Origin of the sequence: Rhizobium leguminosarum, from assembly GCF_001679785.1 — a bacterium.
In the GTDB taxonomy this organism is placed as follows: domain Bacteria; phylum Pseudomonadota; class Alphaproteobacteria; order Rhizobiales; family Rhizobiaceae; genus Rhizobium; species Rhizobium leguminosarum_R.
In genome coordinates, this window is sequence record NZ_CP016286.1 from 2438515 (window position 1) to 2457534 (window position 19020).

The 19020-nt window shown below is 61.8% G+C and carries 20 protein-coding genes; 6 read left to right on the plus strand and 14 right to left on the minus strand.

The annotated features are described in order from the left end of the window. The first annotated feature begins 32 nt into the window (after positions 1-32). Positions 33-698, plus strand: coding sequence for a dihydrofolate reductase family protein (locus BA011_RS12225; RefSeq protein WP_065280665.1), 666 nt, complete (start codon positions 33-35; stop codon positions 696-698). Positions 699-834: 136 nt separating this feature from the next. Here the strand turns inward: BA011_RS12225 and BA011_RS12230 are convergent, their stop codons facing one another. Then, positions 835-1098, minus strand: coding sequence for a DUF2164 domain-containing protein (locus BA011_RS12230; RefSeq protein ID WP_065280666.1), 264 nt, complete (start codon positions 1096-1098; stop codon positions 835-837). Positions 1099-1230: 132 nt separating this feature from the next. Between BA011_RS12230 and BA011_RS12235 the strand changes: the two genes are divergently transcribed. Together BA011_RS12235 and BA011_RS12240 are read left to right on the plus strand one after the other, a co-directional pair. After that, positions 1231-1962 (plus strand): AzlC family ABC transporter permease, encoded by a 732-nt coding sequence (locus BA011_RS12235; protein WP_065280667.1) that lies wholly within the window; start codon positions 1231-1233, stop codon positions 1960-1962. Between the two features lie 3 nt (positions 1963-1965). Beyond that, a complete protein-coding gene (locus BA011_RS12240) occupies positions 1966-2274 on the plus strand; it encodes an AzlD family protein (RefSeq protein ID WP_018074162.1) in 309 nt (102 codons plus the stop codon). Between the two features lie 67 nt (positions 2275-2341). On the opposite strand, the gene BA011_RS12245 is transcribed toward BA011_RS12240, so the two are convergent. Next, positions 2342-4177, minus strand: a complete 1836-nt coding sequence (locus BA011_RS12245; protein ID WP_065282513.1) for an aminopeptidase P family protein — start codon at positions 4175-4177, stop codon at positions 2342-2344. 279 nt (positions 4178-4456) lie between these two features. Here BA011_RS12245 and BA011_RS44270 point away from each other — a divergent pair, with 279 nt between their 5' ends. Beyond that, complete coding sequence (locus tag BA011_RS44270; RefSeq protein ID WP_003541368.1) at positions 4457-4630, plus strand: hypothetical protein; 174 nt, start codon at positions 4457-4459, stop codon at positions 4628-4630. A gap of 410 nt (positions 4631-5040) precedes the next feature. Here the strand turns inward: BA011_RS44270 and BA011_RS12250 are convergent, their stop codons facing one another. Both BA011_RS12250 and BA011_RS12255 read right to left on the minus strand, forming a co-directional pair. Continuing rightward, complete coding sequence (locus tag BA011_RS12250; protein WP_065280668.1) at positions 5041-5919, minus strand: 50S ribosomal protein L11 methyltransferase; 879 nt, start codon at positions 5917-5919, stop codon at positions 5041-5043. A 68-nt stretch (positions 5920-5987) separates the two neighbouring features. Beyond that, positions 5988-6590, minus strand: coding sequence for an SCO family protein (locus tag BA011_RS12255; RefSeq protein ID WP_065280669.1), 603 nt, complete (start codon positions 6588-6590; stop codon positions 5988-5990). 321 nt (positions 6591-6911) lie between these two features. Here BA011_RS12255 and BA011_RS12260 point away from each other — a divergent pair, with 321 nt between their 5' ends. Then, positions 6912-7382, plus strand: a complete 471-nt coding sequence (locus tag BA011_RS12260) for a chemotaxis protein CheW (RefSeq protein WP_003541378.1) — start codon at positions 6912-6914, stop codon at positions 7380-7382. Between the two features lie 266 nt (positions 7383-7648). Here the strand turns inward: BA011_RS12260 and BA011_RS12265 are convergent, their stop codons facing one another. Together BA011_RS12265 and BA011_RS12270 are read right to left on the minus strand one after the other, a co-directional pair. After that, positions 7649-8140: a CreA family protein gene (locus BA011_RS12265; protein WP_065280670.1), complete on the minus strand. Its 492-nt coding sequence runs from the start codon at positions 8138-8140 to the stop codon at positions 7649-7651. 77 nt (positions 8141-8217) lie between these two features. After that, positions 8218-8808, minus strand: a complete 591-nt coding sequence (locus BA011_RS12270; protein ID WP_065280671.1) for a 3'-5' exonuclease — start codon at positions 8806-8808, stop codon at positions 8218-8220. Positions 8809-9090: 282 nt separating this feature from the next. On the opposite strand from BA011_RS12270, the gene BA011_RS12275 reads away from it, so the two are divergent. Then, positions 9091-9627: a GNAT family N-acetyltransferase gene (locus tag BA011_RS12275; RefSeq protein ID WP_065280672.1), complete on the plus strand. Its 537-nt coding sequence runs from the start codon at positions 9091-9093 to the stop codon at positions 9625-9627. A gap of 45 nt (positions 9628-9672) precedes the next feature. On the opposite strand, the gene BA011_RS12280 is transcribed toward BA011_RS12275, so the two are convergent. The 8 genes from BA011_RS12280 to ftsZ form a co-directional block, all read right to left on the minus strand. Then, complete coding sequence (locus BA011_RS12280; RefSeq protein ID WP_065280673.1) at positions 9673-10053, minus strand: helix-turn-helix domain-containing protein; 381 nt, start codon at positions 10051-10053, stop codon at positions 9673-9675. Next, positions 10050-10349 (minus strand): type II toxin-antitoxin system HigB family toxin, encoded by a 300-nt coding sequence (locus BA011_RS12285; protein ID WP_027664269.1) that lies wholly within the window; start codon positions 10347-10349, stop codon positions 10050-10052. Before BA011_RS12285 ends, BA011_RS12280 begins: the two co-directional genes overlap by 4 nt. Positions 10350-10392: 43 nt before the next feature. After that, positions 10393-12549: an NAD-dependent DNA ligase LigA gene (gene ligA / locus BA011_RS12290; protein ID WP_065280674.1), complete on the minus strand. Its 2157-nt coding sequence runs from the start codon at positions 12547-12549 to the stop codon at positions 10393-10395. A 99-nt stretch (positions 12550-12648) separates the two neighbouring features. Continuing rightward, on the minus strand, positions 12649-13176 hold the full coding sequence (locus tag BA011_RS12295) for a DUF6886 family protein (protein WP_065280675.1): 528 nt from the start codon (positions 13174-13176) through the stop codon (positions 12649-12651). A 78-nt stretch (positions 13177-13254) separates the two neighbouring features. After that, a complete protein-coding gene (gene recN / locus BA011_RS12300; RefSeq protein ID WP_065280676.1) occupies positions 13255-14928 on the minus strand; it encodes a DNA repair protein RecN in 1674 nt (557 codons plus the stop codon). Positions 14929-14933: 5 nt separating this feature from the next. After that, complete coding sequence (locus BA011_RS12305) at positions 14934-15803, minus strand: outer membrane protein assembly factor BamD (protein WP_171377584.1); 870 nt, start codon at positions 15801-15803, stop codon at positions 14934-14936. A gap of 258 nt (positions 15804-16061) precedes the next feature. After that, positions 16062-17018 (minus strand): UDP-3-O-acyl-N-acetylglucosamine deacetylase, encoded by a 957-nt coding sequence (gene lpxC, locus BA011_RS12310; RefSeq protein ID WP_065280677.1) that lies wholly within the window; start codon positions 17016-17018, stop codon positions 16062-16064. 261 nt (positions 17019-17279) lie between these two features. Continuing rightward, positions 17280-18998 carry a cell division protein FtsZ gene (gene ftsZ / locus BA011_RS12315; protein WP_065280678.1) on the minus strand — a complete coding sequence of 573 codons (1719 nt, stop codon included), beginning with the start codon at positions 18996-18998 and terminating at the stop codon, positions 17280-17282. Between the last annotated feature and the right edge of the window lie 22 nt (positions 18999-19020).

Consider the following 19020-nt stretch of genomic DNA (forward strand, 5'->3'; position numbering starts at 1 on the left):
GCTCTGAACACACCAATCATGGGAGTTGAGAGATGAGAAAGCTTGTTACCGCAGCCTTCGTGAGCTTGGATGGCGTCATGCAAGCGCCGGGCGCGCCGCAGGAAGATTCGACCGGCGGCTTCACCCTTGGCGGCTGGACCGTCAATTACTGGGACGAGTCGATGGGCAGTTTCATGGACGGGAATTTTACCGACCCCTTCGCGCTGGTGCTCGGCCGCAAGACCTACGAGATCTTTGCCGCGCACTGGCCCTTCGTCGGCAAAGACGATCCCATCGGAAAAGCCTTCAATGCCGCGACCAAATATGTCGCGACCACTTCCGCCGAGCCGCTCACCTGGGAAAATTCCGTTGCGTTGCGCGGCGATGCCGCCGCGGAAATCGCCCGCTTGAAGCAGGAGGACGGTCCCGACCTCCTGACGCAGGGCAGCAGTGGTCTGCTGCAAACCTTGTTGGCGCACGACCTGATCGATGAACTCCGGCTCCTGACCTTCCCGCTCATCCTTGGCCCCGGCAAGCGCTTGTTCGGCAAGGGCGCCAGGCCGGAAGCGCTGAAGCTCACGGCCAACTCGGTATCGACGACCGGCGTCGTCATGAGCGTCTACGAGCGCGCCGGCGCAATCAAGACAGGCACGTTCGAGCTGGCGCAGCCCTCGGAGGCAGAAATCGCCCGCCGGGAGCGGATGAAGCGCGAGGGCTGAATGCCTCTGCGTTCTGCGATTGCGGGCCGCGACGCCACCGCGTCCCGTTTATGAACTACAGCGCCGCGTTCAGACGCGCAAAGGACGCTATAGAACTTGAATTACTGCACAATTTTATCCTCAAATCGATTCCGATTTAAGGGACAGTATCCTTGTTCTTGTCGTCTCGCTCCAGCAGATAGATGTCCTCGGCCAGGTCCTCCATCTTCCTCAGAAGCGCCGCATGCGCATCGCGAAGGCCCTGATTGTAATAATGGGCTCCGATCTCATCCGCGAAGAAATCGAGCAGGAATTCCGCCGGCAGCACGCCGATCGGCTGGTCGAGCTCCGCCTCGAAATAGCGGCGAATACTGGCAACGATCATCGCCTTCGCCTCCTTCGAAAATTCGATCTTCTTCATGGTTGCCTCTTTATCGAATGTGATCGGGAGTTTGATGGTTCAGCGAAATCGATTGGTCAATCAATGAAATTCAATTGCCGTCGCAGGCCGTAGACCATAAGGGAAAACCTGAATTCCAAAAGGAAAGATCACATGAATCGCGCCGACTTTGTTGAAGGTTTGCGGGGTGGCTCCGCCGTTGCGCTGGCATCGGCACCCTTTGGTGCCCTGTTCGGAGCGCTTGCGGTCGAAAACGGCATGTCGCTCTCCGAAGCCGCCTTCATGAGCGCCACCGTCTATGCCGGCGCCAGCCAGATGGTCGGCATCGAACTCTTCGGTCACAATGTCCACGCATGGCTGATCGTGCTGTCGATCCTCGCCGTCAATTTCCGCCACGTGCTCTATTCGGCGGCGCTGGCCCGCTACATCGGCCATTTTACGCCGGTGCAGAAATTCTTCACCTTCTTCCTGCTCGTCGATCCGCAATTTGCTGAAGCGGTGAAGCGCGGCGAGTCCGGCCGGCAACTCACCTTTGCCTGGTATCTCGGATTCGGCATCATTATCTACATTCCCTGGGTGCTGATCAGCATCGCCGGCGGCATGCTCGGCGGCTTCATCGGCGATCCCAAGGCCGTCGGCCTCGACATCCTGCTACCGGCCTATTTTCTCGGCATCGTCCTCGGCTTCCGCAAGCGAGACAATTTCCTGCCCGTGGCGCTCGTCAGCGCTGTGGCTTCCGTGCTCGCCTACCGCTATGTCGGCTCGCCCTGGCATGTCAGCCTCGGTGCTGCCGTCGGCATCCTGCTCGCCGCCGTGCTGCCTTTGCCGCCGCAAGAGGCTGATCTCGAAGCCGACGCCATTCAATCCGAAGTGCACGAGGTCTAAGCCATGGAATTTGATCTTCACATGGCGCTCGTCATCCTCGCCGCAGCCGCCGCCACCTTCGCCACTCGCATCGGCGGCTATATCCTCATCACCCGAATGAAGAGCATTCCACCGCGCATGGAGGCGGCGCTGAATGCCGTGCCGGCCGCCGTGCTAACGACGCTGGTCGCACCCGCCTTCTTCATCGGCGGTTGGGAATCGAAGCTGGCGCTGATCGTCGCCCTCTTCATCGGCCTGCGCTTCACCCATACATGGATGCTGGTCGCCGCGTGGATCGTTGTGATGACCTGGCGCCACACGATCGGCGCCTGAGCACCGGCCCGAAAGCCGGCGTAGAATTCAAGGTGTTACGCGTCGCCAAGGCTGTAATGCCGCTTTCTCAATATTCCAGCGGCAGCGTCGCGTTTTCGAGCCACGCCCTGACATCGTGATCGTGGATGAGCGGCATCAGCGCCTCACATGTGCGGCGATGATAGTCATTGAACCAGTGCAGCTCGTCATGGGTCAGAAGCTCGGGAATAACGAGGCTGCGGTCGATCGGGCAGAAAGTCAGCGTCTCGAATCCGAGCATTGGCGCATCGCCGCCCTCGATCTCTTCGGCAGCGCGCACATAGATCAGGTTCTCGATGCGGATGCCGAAGCTGCCGGGCCGGTAATAGCCAGGCTCGTTCGAAAGGATCATGCCGGGCAGCAGTTCCTGCGTCGACAGCCTGGAGATGCGCTGCGGCCCCTCATGCACCGAGAGATAGGAGCCGACGCCGTGGCCTGTGCCATGGGCGAAATCGGCCCCTGCCCGCCACAGCGCGATACGCGCCAGCGGATCGAGGTCGCAGCCGCGCGTGCCCTTCGGGAAACGCGCCGTGCTGATCCCGATCATCCCCTTCAGCACCAGCGTGAAGAAGCGCCGATGCTCCTCCGAGACTGCGCCGATGCCGACGGTGCGGGTGATGTCGGTCGTCCCGTTGATATATTGCGCGCCGGAATCGATCAGGAAGAGTTCGCCGGCTTCGATCATCCGGTTGGTCTCGGTCGTCACGCGGTAATGCATGATCGCCGCATGTTCGCCGGCGCCCGAAATCGTGTCGAAGGAAATGTCCTTCAGCGGGTTCTGCATGCTCTGGCCGACGCGGGCGCGCGCCGCTTCGAGATGCTCGGCAGCAGCGATTTCGCTCACCGTGCCGGGCTTCGTCTGCGACAGCCAATAAAGGAATTCCACCATCGCCGCTCCGTCCTGCAGATGCGCGGCGGCCGAGCCGTTGATCTCGACGTCGTTCTTCACTGCGCGCGGCAACTTGGCGGGATCGGCGCCCTCCACCACTTCGCCGCCCGCCTTGCGGATGATCTCGGCCAGCGCATAGGCGGCAATGTCAGGGTCGATCAGCACGCGGCCGCCATCCCGGGAAACGGCGGCGAGCTTTTCTTCCAGCGCCGAGGGCGGCAGCTGCGTGCAGATCTGCGCGAGATAGGCCTCGGGCTCGATGCCGGTCTTGCGCTTGTCGAGAAAGATTTCGGCCCGGCCGTCGGCATGGATGACGGCGCGCGCCAGCGGATGCGGCGTGTGCGGCACATCGGCGCCACGGATATTGAAGGTCCAGGCGACCGAAGAGGGATCGGCGATCAGCACCGCCGCAAGGTTCTTCTTTGAAAGATCCGTGGCGATCGTCGCGATCTTCTCTCTGGCCAGCACGCCGGCCTGCGCGACGTTCTGGATGCTGACCGCGCCGAGCGGCTCGGCCGGCCGGTCGGCCCAAAGCCTGTCGAGCGGATTGTGCGGCAGGAAGACCAGCGTGCCGCCGATCTCCGACAGCGCCCTTTCCAAACGGCGCACCTCGGCGCCTGCATGCAGCCATGGGTCGATGCCGAGCCGCAGGCCCTTGGCTCCGTTTGCGGCAAGCCAGACATGCGGCGGCTCGTTGACGAGATCGCCACCCGAAAAGACCGAACCGTCGACCTGTTCGGCAAGCTGCGTCACATAACGTCCGTCGACGAAGACGATCGCCTGCGTGCGCAGGATGAGCGCAATGCCGGCCGAGCCGGTAAAGCCCGTCAGCCATGCCAAGCGCTCCGAACATGCGGGGACATATTCGCCGTTGAATTCATCGGCGCGCGGCACGAGGAAGGCGTCGATGCCGAGCGAATCGAAACTGGCGCGCAGCGCTGATACACGATCCCTGCCGAATTGCGGCGTGGAGGTAACCTCGAAAGACTGGAACATGCTGGAAACCCGAATGATTGAGACGAATCCGGTTAATGGGATGCCGGCCATGTTAGCGAAATTTCAATCGATGGGGAGAAAAAGCGACAATACGAGTCGAAACGACTGGGACCGCTCAACATTTTGACAGAACCGTGACGCCAAAAGGTAATTTGGCACGCTTTATGCATTGGCCGCATGGCTCCCATGAGCAAAACCCTCTGCCTCCGCATTTCAGAATAGCTATATAGGCGTCATCGAACGGTTCGCGATGAACCTGTAAATAAAGGAATTCTTGAAATGACCGCCTCTCTCTCGCGCTTCGCGTATAGCAGCCCGGTGCAGGCTGGCGAACGCCAGACCGTGCGTCACGTGATCGGCGCCCGCCGCCCGCAGAACGAGGACAGCCTCAAGCTGCTCGGCGCAGGCCAGCGTGCCACGCGCCACAAGGGCGCCCCCAGCTACGCGTTCTAAGCCTGAAAGCCAGTCCGTCTCCTCCCTCCCGGACCGGCCTATTGGAATGCAGTAGAGCCCGCTTGAGCGCTCCTCCCCTTGAGCTCGCGGGCATTGACCGGATAGACCGGTCGAAGGCGGTGCCATCGGCACCGCCTTTTTTGTTGTCTTCAACAAGGCTCACGGAGCGGCTCCGTTCCGATAACGCGGTGCGGCACCAGCCACCGCCCTGTGCTTGTCACAGGGATCCAGTGCGCCCAAGTCCTTGGGCGCGAGAAACTCTCGTCAAGCTCGTATGGATTCATTCACCGCGCCCGACGCGCGGTGGCTGGATCCCTGTGACAAGCACAGGGAAGAGGGTGGGAGGAGGCGCGTTGCCTCAAGAGACGCATGCGTCGCAGGAGAAATCACCTGCTCACAGCCTTGAAAACTTAAGGCCGATCGAGATGGATGGTCACCCAGCCATTGCGCCAGATGGTTCTGACATGGCGAAGCCTCGCGCCGCTATAGGCGGCGATCACCTTCCAGCGTTGCCCGGCAAGGATGCCGGAGAGAATGACCGATCCGCCAGGTGCAAGATGCGTCGCAAGCTTCGGCGCCATGCGGATCAGCGGCCGGGCGAGAATGTTGGCTATGATAAGATCGAAGGGACCGTGCTCGGAAAAGGCCGTCGAATGAAAGCCCGGCGCGGTCCTGGTGACGATGCCAGAGGCGATGCCGTTGCGGCGCACGTTCTCGGCCGCCACCTTCGTCGCGATCGGATCGATGTCGGTCGCCAGCACCGGTATGTTCCTGAGCTTGCGCACCGCAATCGCCAGCACGCCGCTGCCGGTGCCGAGATCGAGCGCGTTGCGGACCGGGCGCGAGCGCACCACGCTATCGATCACCTCGAGGCAGCCAGCCGTCGTGCCGTGATGGCCGGTGCCGAAGGCCTGGCCGGCATCGATCTCGATGGCGATGTCGCCGGAACGGACTTTATCGCGGTCATGCGAGCCATGCACCAGGAAACGCCCTGCCCGGACAGGCTTCAGCCCCTCCAGCGATTTCACCACCCAGTCGATCTCGGGGATGACTTCCCGCTCCAGCCGGACATCGGGGAAAGAGGCCTTCAATGCGTCCTCGACGCGGGATTGCACCTCGGCCTCGTCCTCGGCCATCATGTAGATCGAGGCTTCCCAGATATCCTTCTTCTCATCGATCTCGGTGGTGCCGATGGCAAAGTCTTCTTCACCGAAGACCGCGCTCAGAAGGTCGAGGATCTCTTCGGCCTTGGCTTCGGTCGTCGTCACGTAAAGGCGGATTTCACTCACGATAGGCGGTCTTTCCCGTTTCAGTTGCCCGCCGCCGGTCGAGCCAACGCCCGATCACGCTGAAGCTGTCACCCCTTGCTGACGAGATTCTCCAGCTTCTTTACCGCCGTGTCCGGGTTTTCGCCATAGGCGATCGTTCCGGAAAACCGCCCGGCCGAATCGAGCAGGAAGACCGAGGCGGTGTGATCCATCGTATAGTCGCCATTCGGATCCTTCTCGTCGACCGGCACTTTCTTGGCGTAGACGCGGAACCCCTTGACCATCTCGGCGATCTTGTCAGGCGCGCCTGAAATGCCGGTGATGCGCTTGGAAACATTGGAGACGTATTCGTTCATGATCTCGGGCGTGTCGCGCTCCGGATCGACGGTCACGAAATAGGCCTGCAGCTTATCGCCCTTCGGATCGACCTTCTCCATCCAGCCGTTCAGCTCGAAAAGCGTCGTCGGGCAGACTTCCGGGCAATGGGTGAAGCCGAAGAACAGCGCCGTCGGCTTGCCGCGCAGCGCCTCCTCGGTGATCGGCTGTCCGTTCTGGGAGACCAGGGTGAAGGGTACGCCGAAGGGAGGTTCCGCCACCACATCCTTCGACTTCGTCAGGTTGAGCGTAACCGCTCCGAGAAACCCGGCAAGTATCAGGACACCGACCCAGACGGCGATGCGGAATGTCTTCATTGGCATGATCCTCGATCCGGGCGGAGACGCGCGGCCCGCCCCTGCCGGCGTGATTATAGCCTCGAGCGGAGGCGCGCAATTCAAGAATATGTTTTCGAACCCGTGTTGAATTGTCTCACCGGTAGAAACTGCCACGGCAACGAAATCCGCCCTCACGAATCTGCACGGATCAAAAATGCATGTGTTTGAAAAGCTTACCTCTAGAGCGACGGCCATTCCGAAAATACATATCGTTAGGAAAGACTTAAGCCGTCACATCTATATTTAACGGCGGTTCTACATCGCCTCTCCCGCTGGGGACAACTGGGAAGAATTCTGACCATGAACAATAATAACGCCATCAAGCAGTCGGGCGCTTATCTCGAAATCGTTTCGTTCCACCTGGGCGATCAGGAATTCTGCATCGACATCATGGCCATCCGCGAAATCCGCGGCTGGGCGCCGGTGACGCCGATGCCGCACACCCCGCCCTACGTCTTGGGTCTCATCAACCTGCGCGGTGCGGTGATCCCCGTCATCGACATGGCCTGCCGCCTCGGCATGAAGATGACCGAGCCCTCCGAGCGCTCGGCGATCATCGTCACCGACATCGCCGGCAAGCTGGTCGGCCTGCTGGTCGAGCAGGTTTCCGACATGATGACCATCAAGAGCGAAGACCTGCAGCCGCCGCCGGAAATCATCCCGGAGGCCCAGCGCGCCTTCTGCCGCGGCATCGTCGCGCTCGAAAAGACCATGGTCTGCTTCTTGAACCTCGACACGGTCATTGCCGACGAGCTGACACAGGCCGCCTGAGGAATACTCATATCTGGAATTCGAAGGTCCGGCTCGTCCGGGCCTTTTTGTTTGGTGTGGCGAGCAAAACGGGCATGATTTCGGACTTGGGGTACAACCCCTCCCCACAAGGGGGAGGGACTAACCCGAAGGCCCGCCCCGCTCCTGCCGAAACATCGAAAATTAGGAAAGCTGGTGCGGCAAGTTAAGCCCCTCCCCCTTGTGGGGAGGGGTTTGGGGCGGGATCTTTAATCTCGATAGCGAGAGATCCCGGAACCTCCCGGCCTTCATGGCTTCCCATTCTTCCAGACAACGCTCTGCCCATAGAGCGGAATGGTCGAGATCGACATCTTCGCCGAACCGTCGGTCAGTTCGCGCGAATGGGCGAGATAGATCAGCGTGTCGTTGGTCCTGTCGTAGATACGGTTGACGACCAACGTCTTCCAGATCAGCGACATGCCTTGCCGGAACACCTCGCTGCCATCCTTGGACAGGTCGATATTGCCGATCTCGATCGGCCCCGTCTGCCGGCAGGCAATGGAATTGTTGGATGGATCCTCGAACCAGTTGCCGTTCTTGAACCGGTCGATCAGGCTGCGGTCGAAATAGGTGACGTGGCAGGTAACGCCCTTGACGTCAGGGTCGGAGACCGCATCGACGATGATATCGTTGCCGATCCAGTCGACCCCGACCTTGCCGACGACTTCGGCCGACGCGGCACCTGCGGAAAGGGCGGCCAAAGAAAAGGCGGCGAGGAGAAAAGTGCGCAGTCTGGACATGGCGGCTCCCTGAATAATCCACATTCTAGATAAGCATGGACCCATGCTTTGCAAGAAATGCGGTTACGAGAGAACTCTCAGCCCTTTCGGCAGGTGCAGGGCTCGTAGGCCCGCGCCGTCAGCCGACCTGGCTTCATGCCGATCAACGCCGGTATAGCGTGGACGGCATGGGCCTGGACCGCCCTTGCCATCTCAATTGCGGCCGCTGCGCAGACGGCGGCATCTTCGGCGGCGTTGTGGTGCACGAAACGCAGGCCGAGATGCTCGGCGATCAGGTTCAGCCGGTGCGAGAGGAAATGCGGCCAGATCCGCTGCGCCATCTTCAGGCTGCAGAGATAGGTAAGCTCCGGATAGGATTGCCGGTAGAGATCGAGGCTCGCCCGCCAGACGCTGAAATCGAAGGCGGCATTATGGGCGATCATCGTCGCGCCGCGAAAATCCTCCTCGAACTCGTCCATTACCTCGGGAAACTCGGGAGCGTCCTCGACATGCTCCGGCCGGATGCCGTGGATGGCAATATTCATCCCGGAAAAGCGCATGTCCCGCGGCCGGATCAGCCGCTCCTCGACGCGCGTCACCCTGCCGTCCTCGATCCAGGCAAGCCCGACGGAACAGGCGCTGCCGCGCTGTTCGTTCGCCGTCTCGAAGTCAATCGCGATGGTTTTCAATGCCGCAGTCCGAATCGTTTCGTCGGGAACAGGAATACCGCCCCGCTTCCGGCCGCGCAAATTCGACACGATGCCCGGTTGACTTTTTAACCCCCATATCGAAACTTGCTGCCATGATCGGTTCCGTAACCATGGCAGCGCTTATCCATCACACCACGACCCTTGCAGGGTATGCGGGAGCGATGGCGCGTTAGCAGCGATCCGATCATCCCGAAAACCCTGCCGAGGCGAGCAGGGTTTTCGTAAAGCCGGCTCTCCTCCTGAAACAAACGGAGAGCATGAATGTCTGAAAACGAAGAGAATGAACCTCGTGGCCGAGCGCGCCTGCCGGATGGCGTCCTCGTGCGCGCCGTTCGCCTGTCCGATGCGGAGGAGATCACCGATCTCATAAATCTGCCCGGCTACCGGGCCGGCACCTTGCGGCCGCCCTACCAGCGGGTCGAGGAGGTTCGCAAGTACATGGAGAATCCGTCGCCAGGCGCGCTCAACCTCGTCGTCACCCTGGATGGCAGGATCGTCGGCAATGGCGGCCTTAACCGCCTCTCCGGCCGTAGGCAGCACGTCGCCAGCATCGGCATGGGCGTGCATGACGATTTCACCGGCCGCGGCTTCGGACGGATCCTGCTCGGGGCGATGGTCGATGCTGCCGACGACTGGCTCGATATCAAACGGCTGGAACTGACTGTCTACACCGATAACGATGTCGCCATCGGCCTCTACCGGAAATTCGGCTTCGGGCAGGAAGGCCTGCTGAAGGCCTTCGGCTTTCGATCAGGGGAATATGTCGACGCCTATACGATGGCGCGGCTCAGGTTATGAGCGAGCGGGAGGCTGGCGGCTCGCCGCCAGCCTCCCGAGCCACAATCAGGCGACGGCGAGCGTATAGGGTCTCACAAGGCACTCTGGCGGAACACCCCAGGCTTCCTGCAGCTTGAAGATCATTTCAACGGTCAGCGCACGTTTGCGATTGAGAATTTCCGAAGCGCGCGAACGAGAGCCTAGCACTTCGGCAAGGTCGCTCTGTTTGCGGCCTGTCATCTCCATGAAACCACTGAGAAAATCGATCGGCGTCAGTTCCTCCGCCGTAAAATGCCGGTTCTCATAGGCCTCGATCAAATCCGCAAGCACATCGAAACGATCGGCCTCCGCCGTTCCTTGCTCCGGCGGATTGTCGAAATAAGGCGTGATCTCGCCGATGGCCCATTCAAGGTCCGCGGCCGTCTTGATCGGTCTTATATTGTTCATCCCACTGTCTCCGGATCGATCCTGTCATATTCCGCATGTGTACCGACAAACTTGATGAGGACCCGCCGGTATCGATAGGCGACATGCACGATCAGCCGGTATTTGTTGCCGCCGATATCGAAAATAATCCTGTTGTCGCCTACGAAATCCACATTTGCTCCGAACATCGTCTTGATATCCGACGGACCGGTCCATTCCGCCCTGCTGACGGTCGAATACCAGACGCTAAGCGAGGTCCTTGCCTGTGGGTGGCGCTCCCAGAATGCTCGAAGCGTCGATTTCGCAATGATCTGCATGGGTCAATCTATTCCCAAATTGGGAACGCGTCAATCAGCGGCCTCACCCGCTGATCAGTGCCAGCCATTCGTCCTCGTCCATCGTCTGCACACCGAGTTCGCGCGCCTTGTCGAGCTTGGAGCCGGCGCCGGGGCCAGCGACGACGATGTCGGTCTTCTTCGAGACCGATCCCGCCACCTTGGCGCCGAGGCTTTCCGCCCTCGCCTTTGCCTCGTCGCGGGTAAACTTTTCCAGCGAGCCGGTGAAAACCACAGTCTTGCCGGCGACCGGGCTGCCTGCCGTCTTCGGTTGTTCGGCCTCCTCGGGCGTCACGTCCTCAAGCAGCCGGGTGATCACCTCGACATTGCGCGGCTCCTTGTAGAATTCGACGATAGCCCGCGCCACGACCTCGCCGATGCCCTCGATGGCGTTGAGATCATTCCAGGCGTCGCCGGAAAGCGCCTCGGCCTCGCGCATTGCGGTTTCAAAGGCCGCGTAGGTGCCGTAGGAGCGCGCCAAGAGCTTCGCCGTGGTCTCGCCGACATGACGGATGCCGAGCGCGTAGATGAAGCGGTGGAGCGCAATGCTGCGCCGTTCGGTGATCGCCGCATAGAGCTTGCTGACGCTGACCTTGCCGAAGCCGTCGATATTCTCCAGCTTGGTCAGCGATTGCTGCTGACGCTTCTCCAGCGTGAAGATATCCGGCGCGGTGCGGATCTGCAGCGACGCGTCCTCGTTTTCGAAGAAGAAATCGATCTGCTTCGAACCGAGCCCTTCGATATCGAAAGCGTTGCGCGAAACGAAATGCTTCAGATGCTCCGTCGCCTGCGCCCTGCAGATGAAGCCGCCGGTGCAGCGGGTGACCGAATCGAGCTTGCCGGTCTTCTCATGTCTTTCACGCACGGCATGCGAACCGCAGACCGGGCAGGTCTTCGGAAATTCATAGGGCCTGGCCTCGGCCGGCCGCTTCTCCATGACGACGTCGAGCACCTGCGGGATCACATCACCTGCGCGCTGCACGATGACGGTATCGCCGATGCGGATATCGTGCTCGTCGTCGCGGATGCGCTCGCCGCTATTGCCGATGCCACTGATGTAATCCGCGTTGTGCAGCGTCGCATTGGTGACGACCACGCCGCCGACGGTGATCGGCGTCAATCGCGCGACGGGTGTCAGGGCGCCGGTGCGGCCGACCTGAATGTCGATATTCTCGACGATCGTGAAAGCCTGCTCGGCAGGAAACTTGTGCGCCGTCGCCCAGCGCGGCGAGCGCGAGCGGAAGCCGAGGCGGGCCTGCAGCTCGAGGCTGTCGACCTTATAGACGACACCGTCGATGTCGTAGTCGAGATCCGGGCGCTCGATGCCGATCTCGTCATAATGCGACAGGATGTCGGCGACCGAGTTCAATCGCTTCATCAGCGGATTGACGGGAAAACCCCAGTCCTTGAAAGTCTGCACCATCGCAAATTGCGTATCGGCGGGCATATCCGACATCTCGCCCCAGGCATAAGCGAAGAATTTCAGCTTGCGGCTCGCCGTCACTTTGGCGTCGAGCTGGCGCAGCGACCCGGCGGCGGTATTGCGCGGATTGACATAGGTCTGCTTGCCCTCCGCCTCCATCTGCCGGTTCAATGCCAGGAAGTCGCTCTTGGCCATGTAGACCTCGCCGCGGATCTCCACGACCGCGGGAACACCCTTCGGCAGCTCGTTGGGGATCTCGGCGATGGTGCGGATGTTGGCGGTGACATTCTCGCCCGTCGTGCCGTCGCCGCGCGTCGCTGCCGTCACCAGCCTGCCGTTCTCGTAACGGATCGACATCGACAGGCCGTCGATCTTCGGTTCCGCAGTAAAGGCGATCGACTGGTCCGGCAGACGGCCGAGGAAACGATAGACGCCGGCGACGAAATCCTGCACGTCCTCCTGCGAGAAAGTGTTGTCGAGCGACAGCATCGGCCGCGCATGAACGACGGGCGAAAAAGTGACGGAGGGCACTGCACCGACATGCCTCGAGGGGCTGTCCTCACGGATCAGCTCGGGAAACCGCACTTCCAGCGCATCGTTGCGGCGCTTCAGCGCGTCGTAATCGGCATCCGAAATCTCCGGCCGGTCCTTACCGTGATAGAGCGCATCGTGATGCGCGATCTCCTTTGCCAGCCGTTCAAGCTCGACGGCAGCCTCTTCGATCGTCAACGTGTCGACGGTGAAACCTTCGGTGGACATGGAACATCACTCCAGAGAATCTGGCCAGAAAATCTGGATTGTTTTTAGAGCAAAATTGCCGGATGAAAAGAGAGGCCGCGGTAGATCGGTCTACCCGGCCTATTCCCAATCCCTGGCATTGCGCAGCCGGATGCCGCTGACATGCAGGTTGGTGTTCCAGAGGTTCTTCAACGGCCGCAGGCTATCGACCACCCGAAGCTCCACCCTACGCGGCGCAAACTCCTGGTCGAGCCGCGAGATGGCGGTCCTCTCCAGGGGAATGACGCGTCTGCGGGCCACCCACATGCCAGCATCATCCAGATCCTCGAAGCTCTCGGCCGGCATCTCGTAACGGTGGATCGTCTCCGCTTCGAGCCTTTCCAGCCAATGGCGCTCGACGCAGGCGACGGCCCGCCAGTCGCCGAGCCAGCGCCGCCGTTCGGCCTCGGGCGTATCGGCTGTCGCCCAGAGCAGGATGCGGGGGCAATCGCGCGGAAAGAGATACATGAAATCATGATCGGCATCGATCGCCCAGACGAGCGGACCGTTCAGCCATTCCCAGCCAGCCGGGCGCACCGAGGGCACGCGGACCGGGCGGGGTTCGAATACTGCGATGTCTGTATCATCACTGAAATGGAAAAGTCGCATGGCAACGGATCGCCGCTGATGGAGAATGATGCGTATAACGCGAAGCTGAATCTTCGTCACCGCCGGCGGTGCCGGAAATCAGCCGTTGCCGGCCAGCAGCCGCTTTGCCGCCGCCCTCGCCTCTTCTGTGACCGAAGCCCCGGCCAGCATACGGGCGATCTCCTCGGTGCGGTCCTTCTGCGCCATCGTCGCGACGCGCGTGGCGATCTTTTCCGAACCGTCGGCCGACGGTCCCTTGGAAATCAAGAGATGCGTCGCCGCCCGCGCCGCGACCTGCGGCGCATGCGTGACCGACAGCACCTGCACCCGCTCCGACAGCCGCTTCAGCCGCTGGCCGATCGCATCGGCCACCGCGCCGCCGACGCCGGTATCGATTTCGTCGAAGACGAGCGTCGGGGCCGACCCTCGATCGGCGAGCGCCACTTTCAGCGCCAGCAGGAAACGCGACAGCTCGCCGCCCGAGGCGACCTTCATGATCGAGCCCGGTCGCGTGCCGGGATTGGTCTGGACATGGAACTCGACGACGTCGATGCCTTCGGCGAGCGCCTCCCCCGCATCCGTGGTGATCTCGACCATGAAACGGGCGCGCTCGAGTTTCAGCGCCGGCAGCTCGGCCATGACGGCCCCAGCCAGTGCGGTTCCGGCATGATGGCGCTTGTCTGACAGCGAGCGCGCCGCCGCATCGTAATTTTCCCGCGCCAGGCCGACCTCGGCATCAAGCCGCGCAAGCCGCTCCTCGCCCGCGTCGAGATCGGCGAGATCGGCGATCATACGGACGGCAAGCGCCGGCAGCTCGGTGACGGGCACGGAATATTTGCGCGAGGCGGCCCTGAGCGCAAAAAGCCGCTCTTCCGCCCGCTCCAGCTCCCTTGGATCGTATTCGGTCTTGCGCAGTGCCGCCTCGACTTCCATCTGCGCGTTGGAAAGCTGGTCCAGCGCGGCATCGAGCAGCGTCACGGTGTCTTCGAGCAATCCCGGCGCCTCATGGCTCTTGCGCTCCAGCCGGCGCACCAGCGATGCGATATGGGGCACCGGCGAGGCATTGCCGTTCAGGAATTCGGACGCCTCGGCGATATCGCCGGCGATTCGCTCGGCTTTCATCATCTTCTGCCGGCGATCGGCGAGCTCTTCCTCCTCGCCATCCTGCGGCGAGAGCTTCTCGAGCTCCTCGACGGAAGAGCGCAGGTAATCGGCTTCGCGCGCCGCACTTTCCACCTTCTCGCGGTGCTTCTTCAGCATCCGCTCGCTGTCGCGCCACAGGCGATAGAGCCGGGAGACCTCCGAAACCTCGTCGGTGAGGCCGGCGAAGGCATCGAGCAGCGTGCGGTGGGCATTGGTGTCGACAAGGGCGCGATCGTCGTGCTGTCCGTGGATTTCGACCAGCATCTGACCGGCCTGGCGCATCAGCTGCACGCTGACCGGCTGGTCGTTGACATAGGCCTTGGTGCGCCCATCCGCCGATTGCTGGCGGCGGAAGATCAGGTCGCCCTCGTCGTCGATGCCGTTTTCACGCAGGAGGGTGCGGGCGCCATGTTCCATGCCGACGTCGAACACCGCCGTCACCTGGCCCTTGTCCTCGCCATGACGCACCAGGTCGCCGTCGCCGCGCCCACCGAGCGCCAGCGACAGGCTGTCGAGCAGAATGGATTTGCCCGCCCCGGTCTCGCCCGTCAGCACGGAGAGGCCGGTCTCGAAGGCAAGATCCAGCCGCTCGATCAGGACGATATCGCGGATCGAAAGCTGGATCAGCATTGGCCTCAGGAACCGAGAAGAAGTTTCTTGCCCGCTGCGGCGATCCACGAGCCCTTGTTTTCACGCGGCTCGGCACCGCCGCTCTGCAGCAGCTTGTAGGAATCAGCATACCACTGGCTGTCGGGATAATTGTGACCGAGCACGGCAGCGGCTGTCTGCGCCTCGTCGACGATGCCCATCGCGTAATAAGCTTCGACGAGACGCGCTAAGGCCTCTTCGATCTGGTTCGTGTTCGGATATTTCTCGACGACGATGCGGAAGCGCGAGATCGCGGCGAGATATTCCTTCCGCTCCATGTAGTAGCGGCCGATCTGCATTTCCTTGCCGGCGAGCTGGTCGCGCGCGAAGCGGATCTTCGCCTGCGCGTCATCGACATATTCGGAGTTCGGATAGTTGTCGATGACAGCCTGCATCGCCTCGATCGTCTTGGCCGAGGCGCGCTGGTCCTGCGTCACGTCGACGATCTGCTTGGAATAGGTGAGACCGATGAGATACTGCACATAGGCGGCATCCTGGGACTTCGGATATTGCGACATGTAGCGGTTGCCGGAAGCAAGCGCATCGTCCAGGCGGCCTTGGCGGTATTTGACGAAGGTGCTCATCACAAGCGCCTTGCGTGCCCATTCGGAGAACGGGTTCTCGCGGTCGATCGCGTCAAACTTGCGCGCCGCTTCCGCCATGTTGCCGGCCTTCATATTGGCAAGGCCCTGGGTGTAAAGCACGTCGGGCGGATCGGTTTCGAGGCCGAGCTTGGTGATGTCGATATCGGGGTCCGACTGGCAACCGGAGATCAAGGCGCCTGCGCTGAGCACCAGAAGCGATGCGAACAAAGCGCGCGCTGTCTTCATCATACCTTCAGATCCTGCATAACCCATTCGAAAGAACCCCACTGCTGCCGCTCTCTCCACGGCAGCCACGCCTCGCTGGCGTTTCTAGCCACAAATGTGCATCAAGAGCAACGCAATGATAAGGCATTAACGCATTTTTGTGGCAGCGGCCGCAGAAATGACCGCCTTTTCAACTTCTTCCCGACCTGTGGCGGCCAAGCATCGGTCTATCGCCGCAGACGCGGTCGGACATAAAAAAACCGCCTCCGGGAAAGAGGCGGCCTGGTCTTGAGAGTATGCTGGAGGTCATGCCGACCAGGGAGCGAATTCCGAAGCACTGACGGCGATCAGTTCGCGGGCAGCGACGCGCTGGCGCGGCGTCGACGTCTCCACAACCTCGTAGGCGGAGGGATCGGCGAGCAGCGCCTTCAGCGCGTTGGCATTCATCTTGTGACCGCCGCGATAGGAGCGGTAGCAGCCGATGAACTGGGCGCCGGCAAGCGAGAGATCGCCGACGGCATCGAGCGTCTTGTGGCGGACGAATTCGTCCTTGGCGTAACGCAGTCCTTCGACGTTGATGACGGTGTTGTCGTCCGAGATGACGACGGAATTTTCGAGTGAGGAGCCGAGCGCGTGGCCCGACGCCCAGAGACGCTCGACATCGCGCATGAAGCCGAAGGTGCGCGCGCGGGAAAGCTCGGCCTTGAAGACGGCGGCGGTCATGTCGCCGGCCCACTTCTGCCGGCCGATCAGCGGGCAGTCGAAATCGATCTCGACTTCGAAGCGCGTGCCGTCATAGGGGCGGAATTCGCTCCAGGAGCCGCCATGCTCGATTCGCACCGGCTTGGTGATACGGATATAGCGGCGCTTGACGCCGAGCGAGACGAGACCGACCTGCTCGATCGCCTCGACGAAGGGCAGCGAGCTGCCGTCCATGATCGGCATTTCGGAGCCCTGCACCTCGATCACCACATTGTCGAGACCGAGTGCATAGACGGCGGCCATGACGTGCTCGATCGTCGCGACCGAATGGGCAGGCGAGAAGCCGAGCACTGTGCAGAGGTCGGTATTGCCGACCTGCGAGGAAACGGCCTTGAGTTCGGTAATGTCGCCATTGTCATGCAGGCGGTGGAATACGATGCCGGTGCCCGATTCGGCCGGGTTCAGGGTGATCGAAACGTCGGCGCCCGAATGGACCCCGATGCCCGAAAGCGTTACGGGACGCGATACCGTCGTTTGAAAACCCAGCAAGCCAATTGCCATAAATTCTGCCTTTATTCTTCCGCACCGGCGGTCTGTCCGATCGGCGCGGTCATCGTTTATTCTGCAGCCGGAGCCTGTAGAAAGGTCTCCTGGGGCAGTTTCGTTGCACCATACTTACGTGCGCCGGCGCTCCAATCCAAATCACTGTTTCTTTCGCTTTGTTACGAAGCCACACGATTGAAATCACTTGCGAATCACGGGCGAAAAAACAGCAATGCCCGGGACCTCGATCCCGGGCATGAGAGGTGCCGAAGCACGGCCTCAATTCGACTGGCGACGCAGGAATGCCGGGATTTCCAGCTGGTCGTCTTCCTGCATCATCCGGGCCTGCGGAACTGCGCGGCCCTGGTCGTCGAGGTTGCCGCGGCGCGGTGCGTAGAGGCTTGCCTCCGGCGACAGCGGACGGCGCTGCTGCGAAGCGGCCGGCGGTGCTGCGGTCATATCGGCGGCAACGGCGTCGTCGTCACGGCGGCCAAGCGAATTGGTGATTCGCTTGAGCAGACCCATCGGACCGCGCTCTTCCGCCGCATGCGCGGAAGCCGGCTGCGCACGGTGATCGAGTTCGGCCTGAACGACGGGCGGGAAATCCTCGACCTTCGGCATGCGCATCGGTTCGGGCGCCTGACGGATGATCGGCTCCTGCCGGACGGGCTGCTGTTGCACCGGCTGGCTGATGACCGGCTGGCTGATGGCGGGCGCCGGAGCCTGCTGCTGAACCGGTGCAGGACGCATTGCCGGAGCTTCCGGTGCAGGCGCGAAGATCTTGCTCTGCGGACGGAAGGTTTCCTGCTGTGCCGCCGGCTGCTGCAGCGGTGCGGCAGCACGCGGGGCCGGAATTTCGAGCTCGCGTTCCATCTCGGCTTCGCGGATGGTTTGCGCGATCGGGTCCATGGCCTTCGGTGCCTGCATCACGGGGGCAGGCTGAACTGCGGCCGCTGCCGGAGCAACAGCCGCGGAGGAACGGATAGCAGGCCTTGTGGCCGGCTGGAAGTTCCGCTCGGCGGCTTCGTTCATCGCCCTGTCGATGCCGGTTGCGACGACCGAGACGCGGATGATGCCTTCGAGCGATTCGTCGAAGGTGGCGCCGAGGATGATGTTGGCGTCCGGATCGACTTCCTCGCGGATGCGGGTCGCGGCTTCGTCGACTTCGAAGAGCGTGAGGTCGCGGCCGCCGGTGATGGAGATCAGCAGGCCCTGGGCGCCCTTCATCGAGGTTTCGTCGAGCAGCGGGTTGGCGATCGCAGCCTCCGCGGCCTGCAGTGCGCGGCCGGAGCCGGAAGCTTCGCCGGTACCCATCATCGCCCGGCCCATCTCGCGCATCACCGAGCGGACGTCGGCGAAGTCGAGGTTGATGAGACCTTCCTTGACCATCAGATCGGTAATGCAGGCAACGCCCGAATAGAGAACCTGGTCAGCCATGGCGAAGGCATCGGCGAAGGTCGTCTTGTCGTTGGCAATGCGGAAGAGGTTCTGATTCGGAATGACGATCAGCGTATCGACAGACTTCTGCAGTTCCTGGATGCCCATCTCGGCCAGGCGCATGCGGCGCCCGCCTTCGAAATGGAACGGCTTGGTGACGACGCCGACCGTCAGGATGCCCTTGTTGCGGGCCGCCTGTGCGACAACCGGGGCAGCACCTGTGCCGGTGCCGCCGCCCATGCCGGCGGTGACGAAGCACATATGCGTGCCGTTCAGGTGATCGACGATCTCGTCGATGCACTCCTCGGCGGCCGCGCGGCCGACTTCCGGCTGCGAGCCGGCACCGAGGCCTTCGGTGACGTTGACGCCGAGCTGAATGATGCGCTCGGCCTTCGTCATCGTCAGCGCCTGCGCATCCGTGTTGGCGACGACGAAGTCGACGCCCTGGAGGCCGGCGGTAATCATGTTGTTGACGGCATTGCCGCCACCGCCGCCAACGCCGAACACGGTGATGCGCGGCTTCAGCTCTGTGATGTCAGGCTTTTGCAGCTTGATGGTCATGGTACCTGTTCCTTCTCTCTCT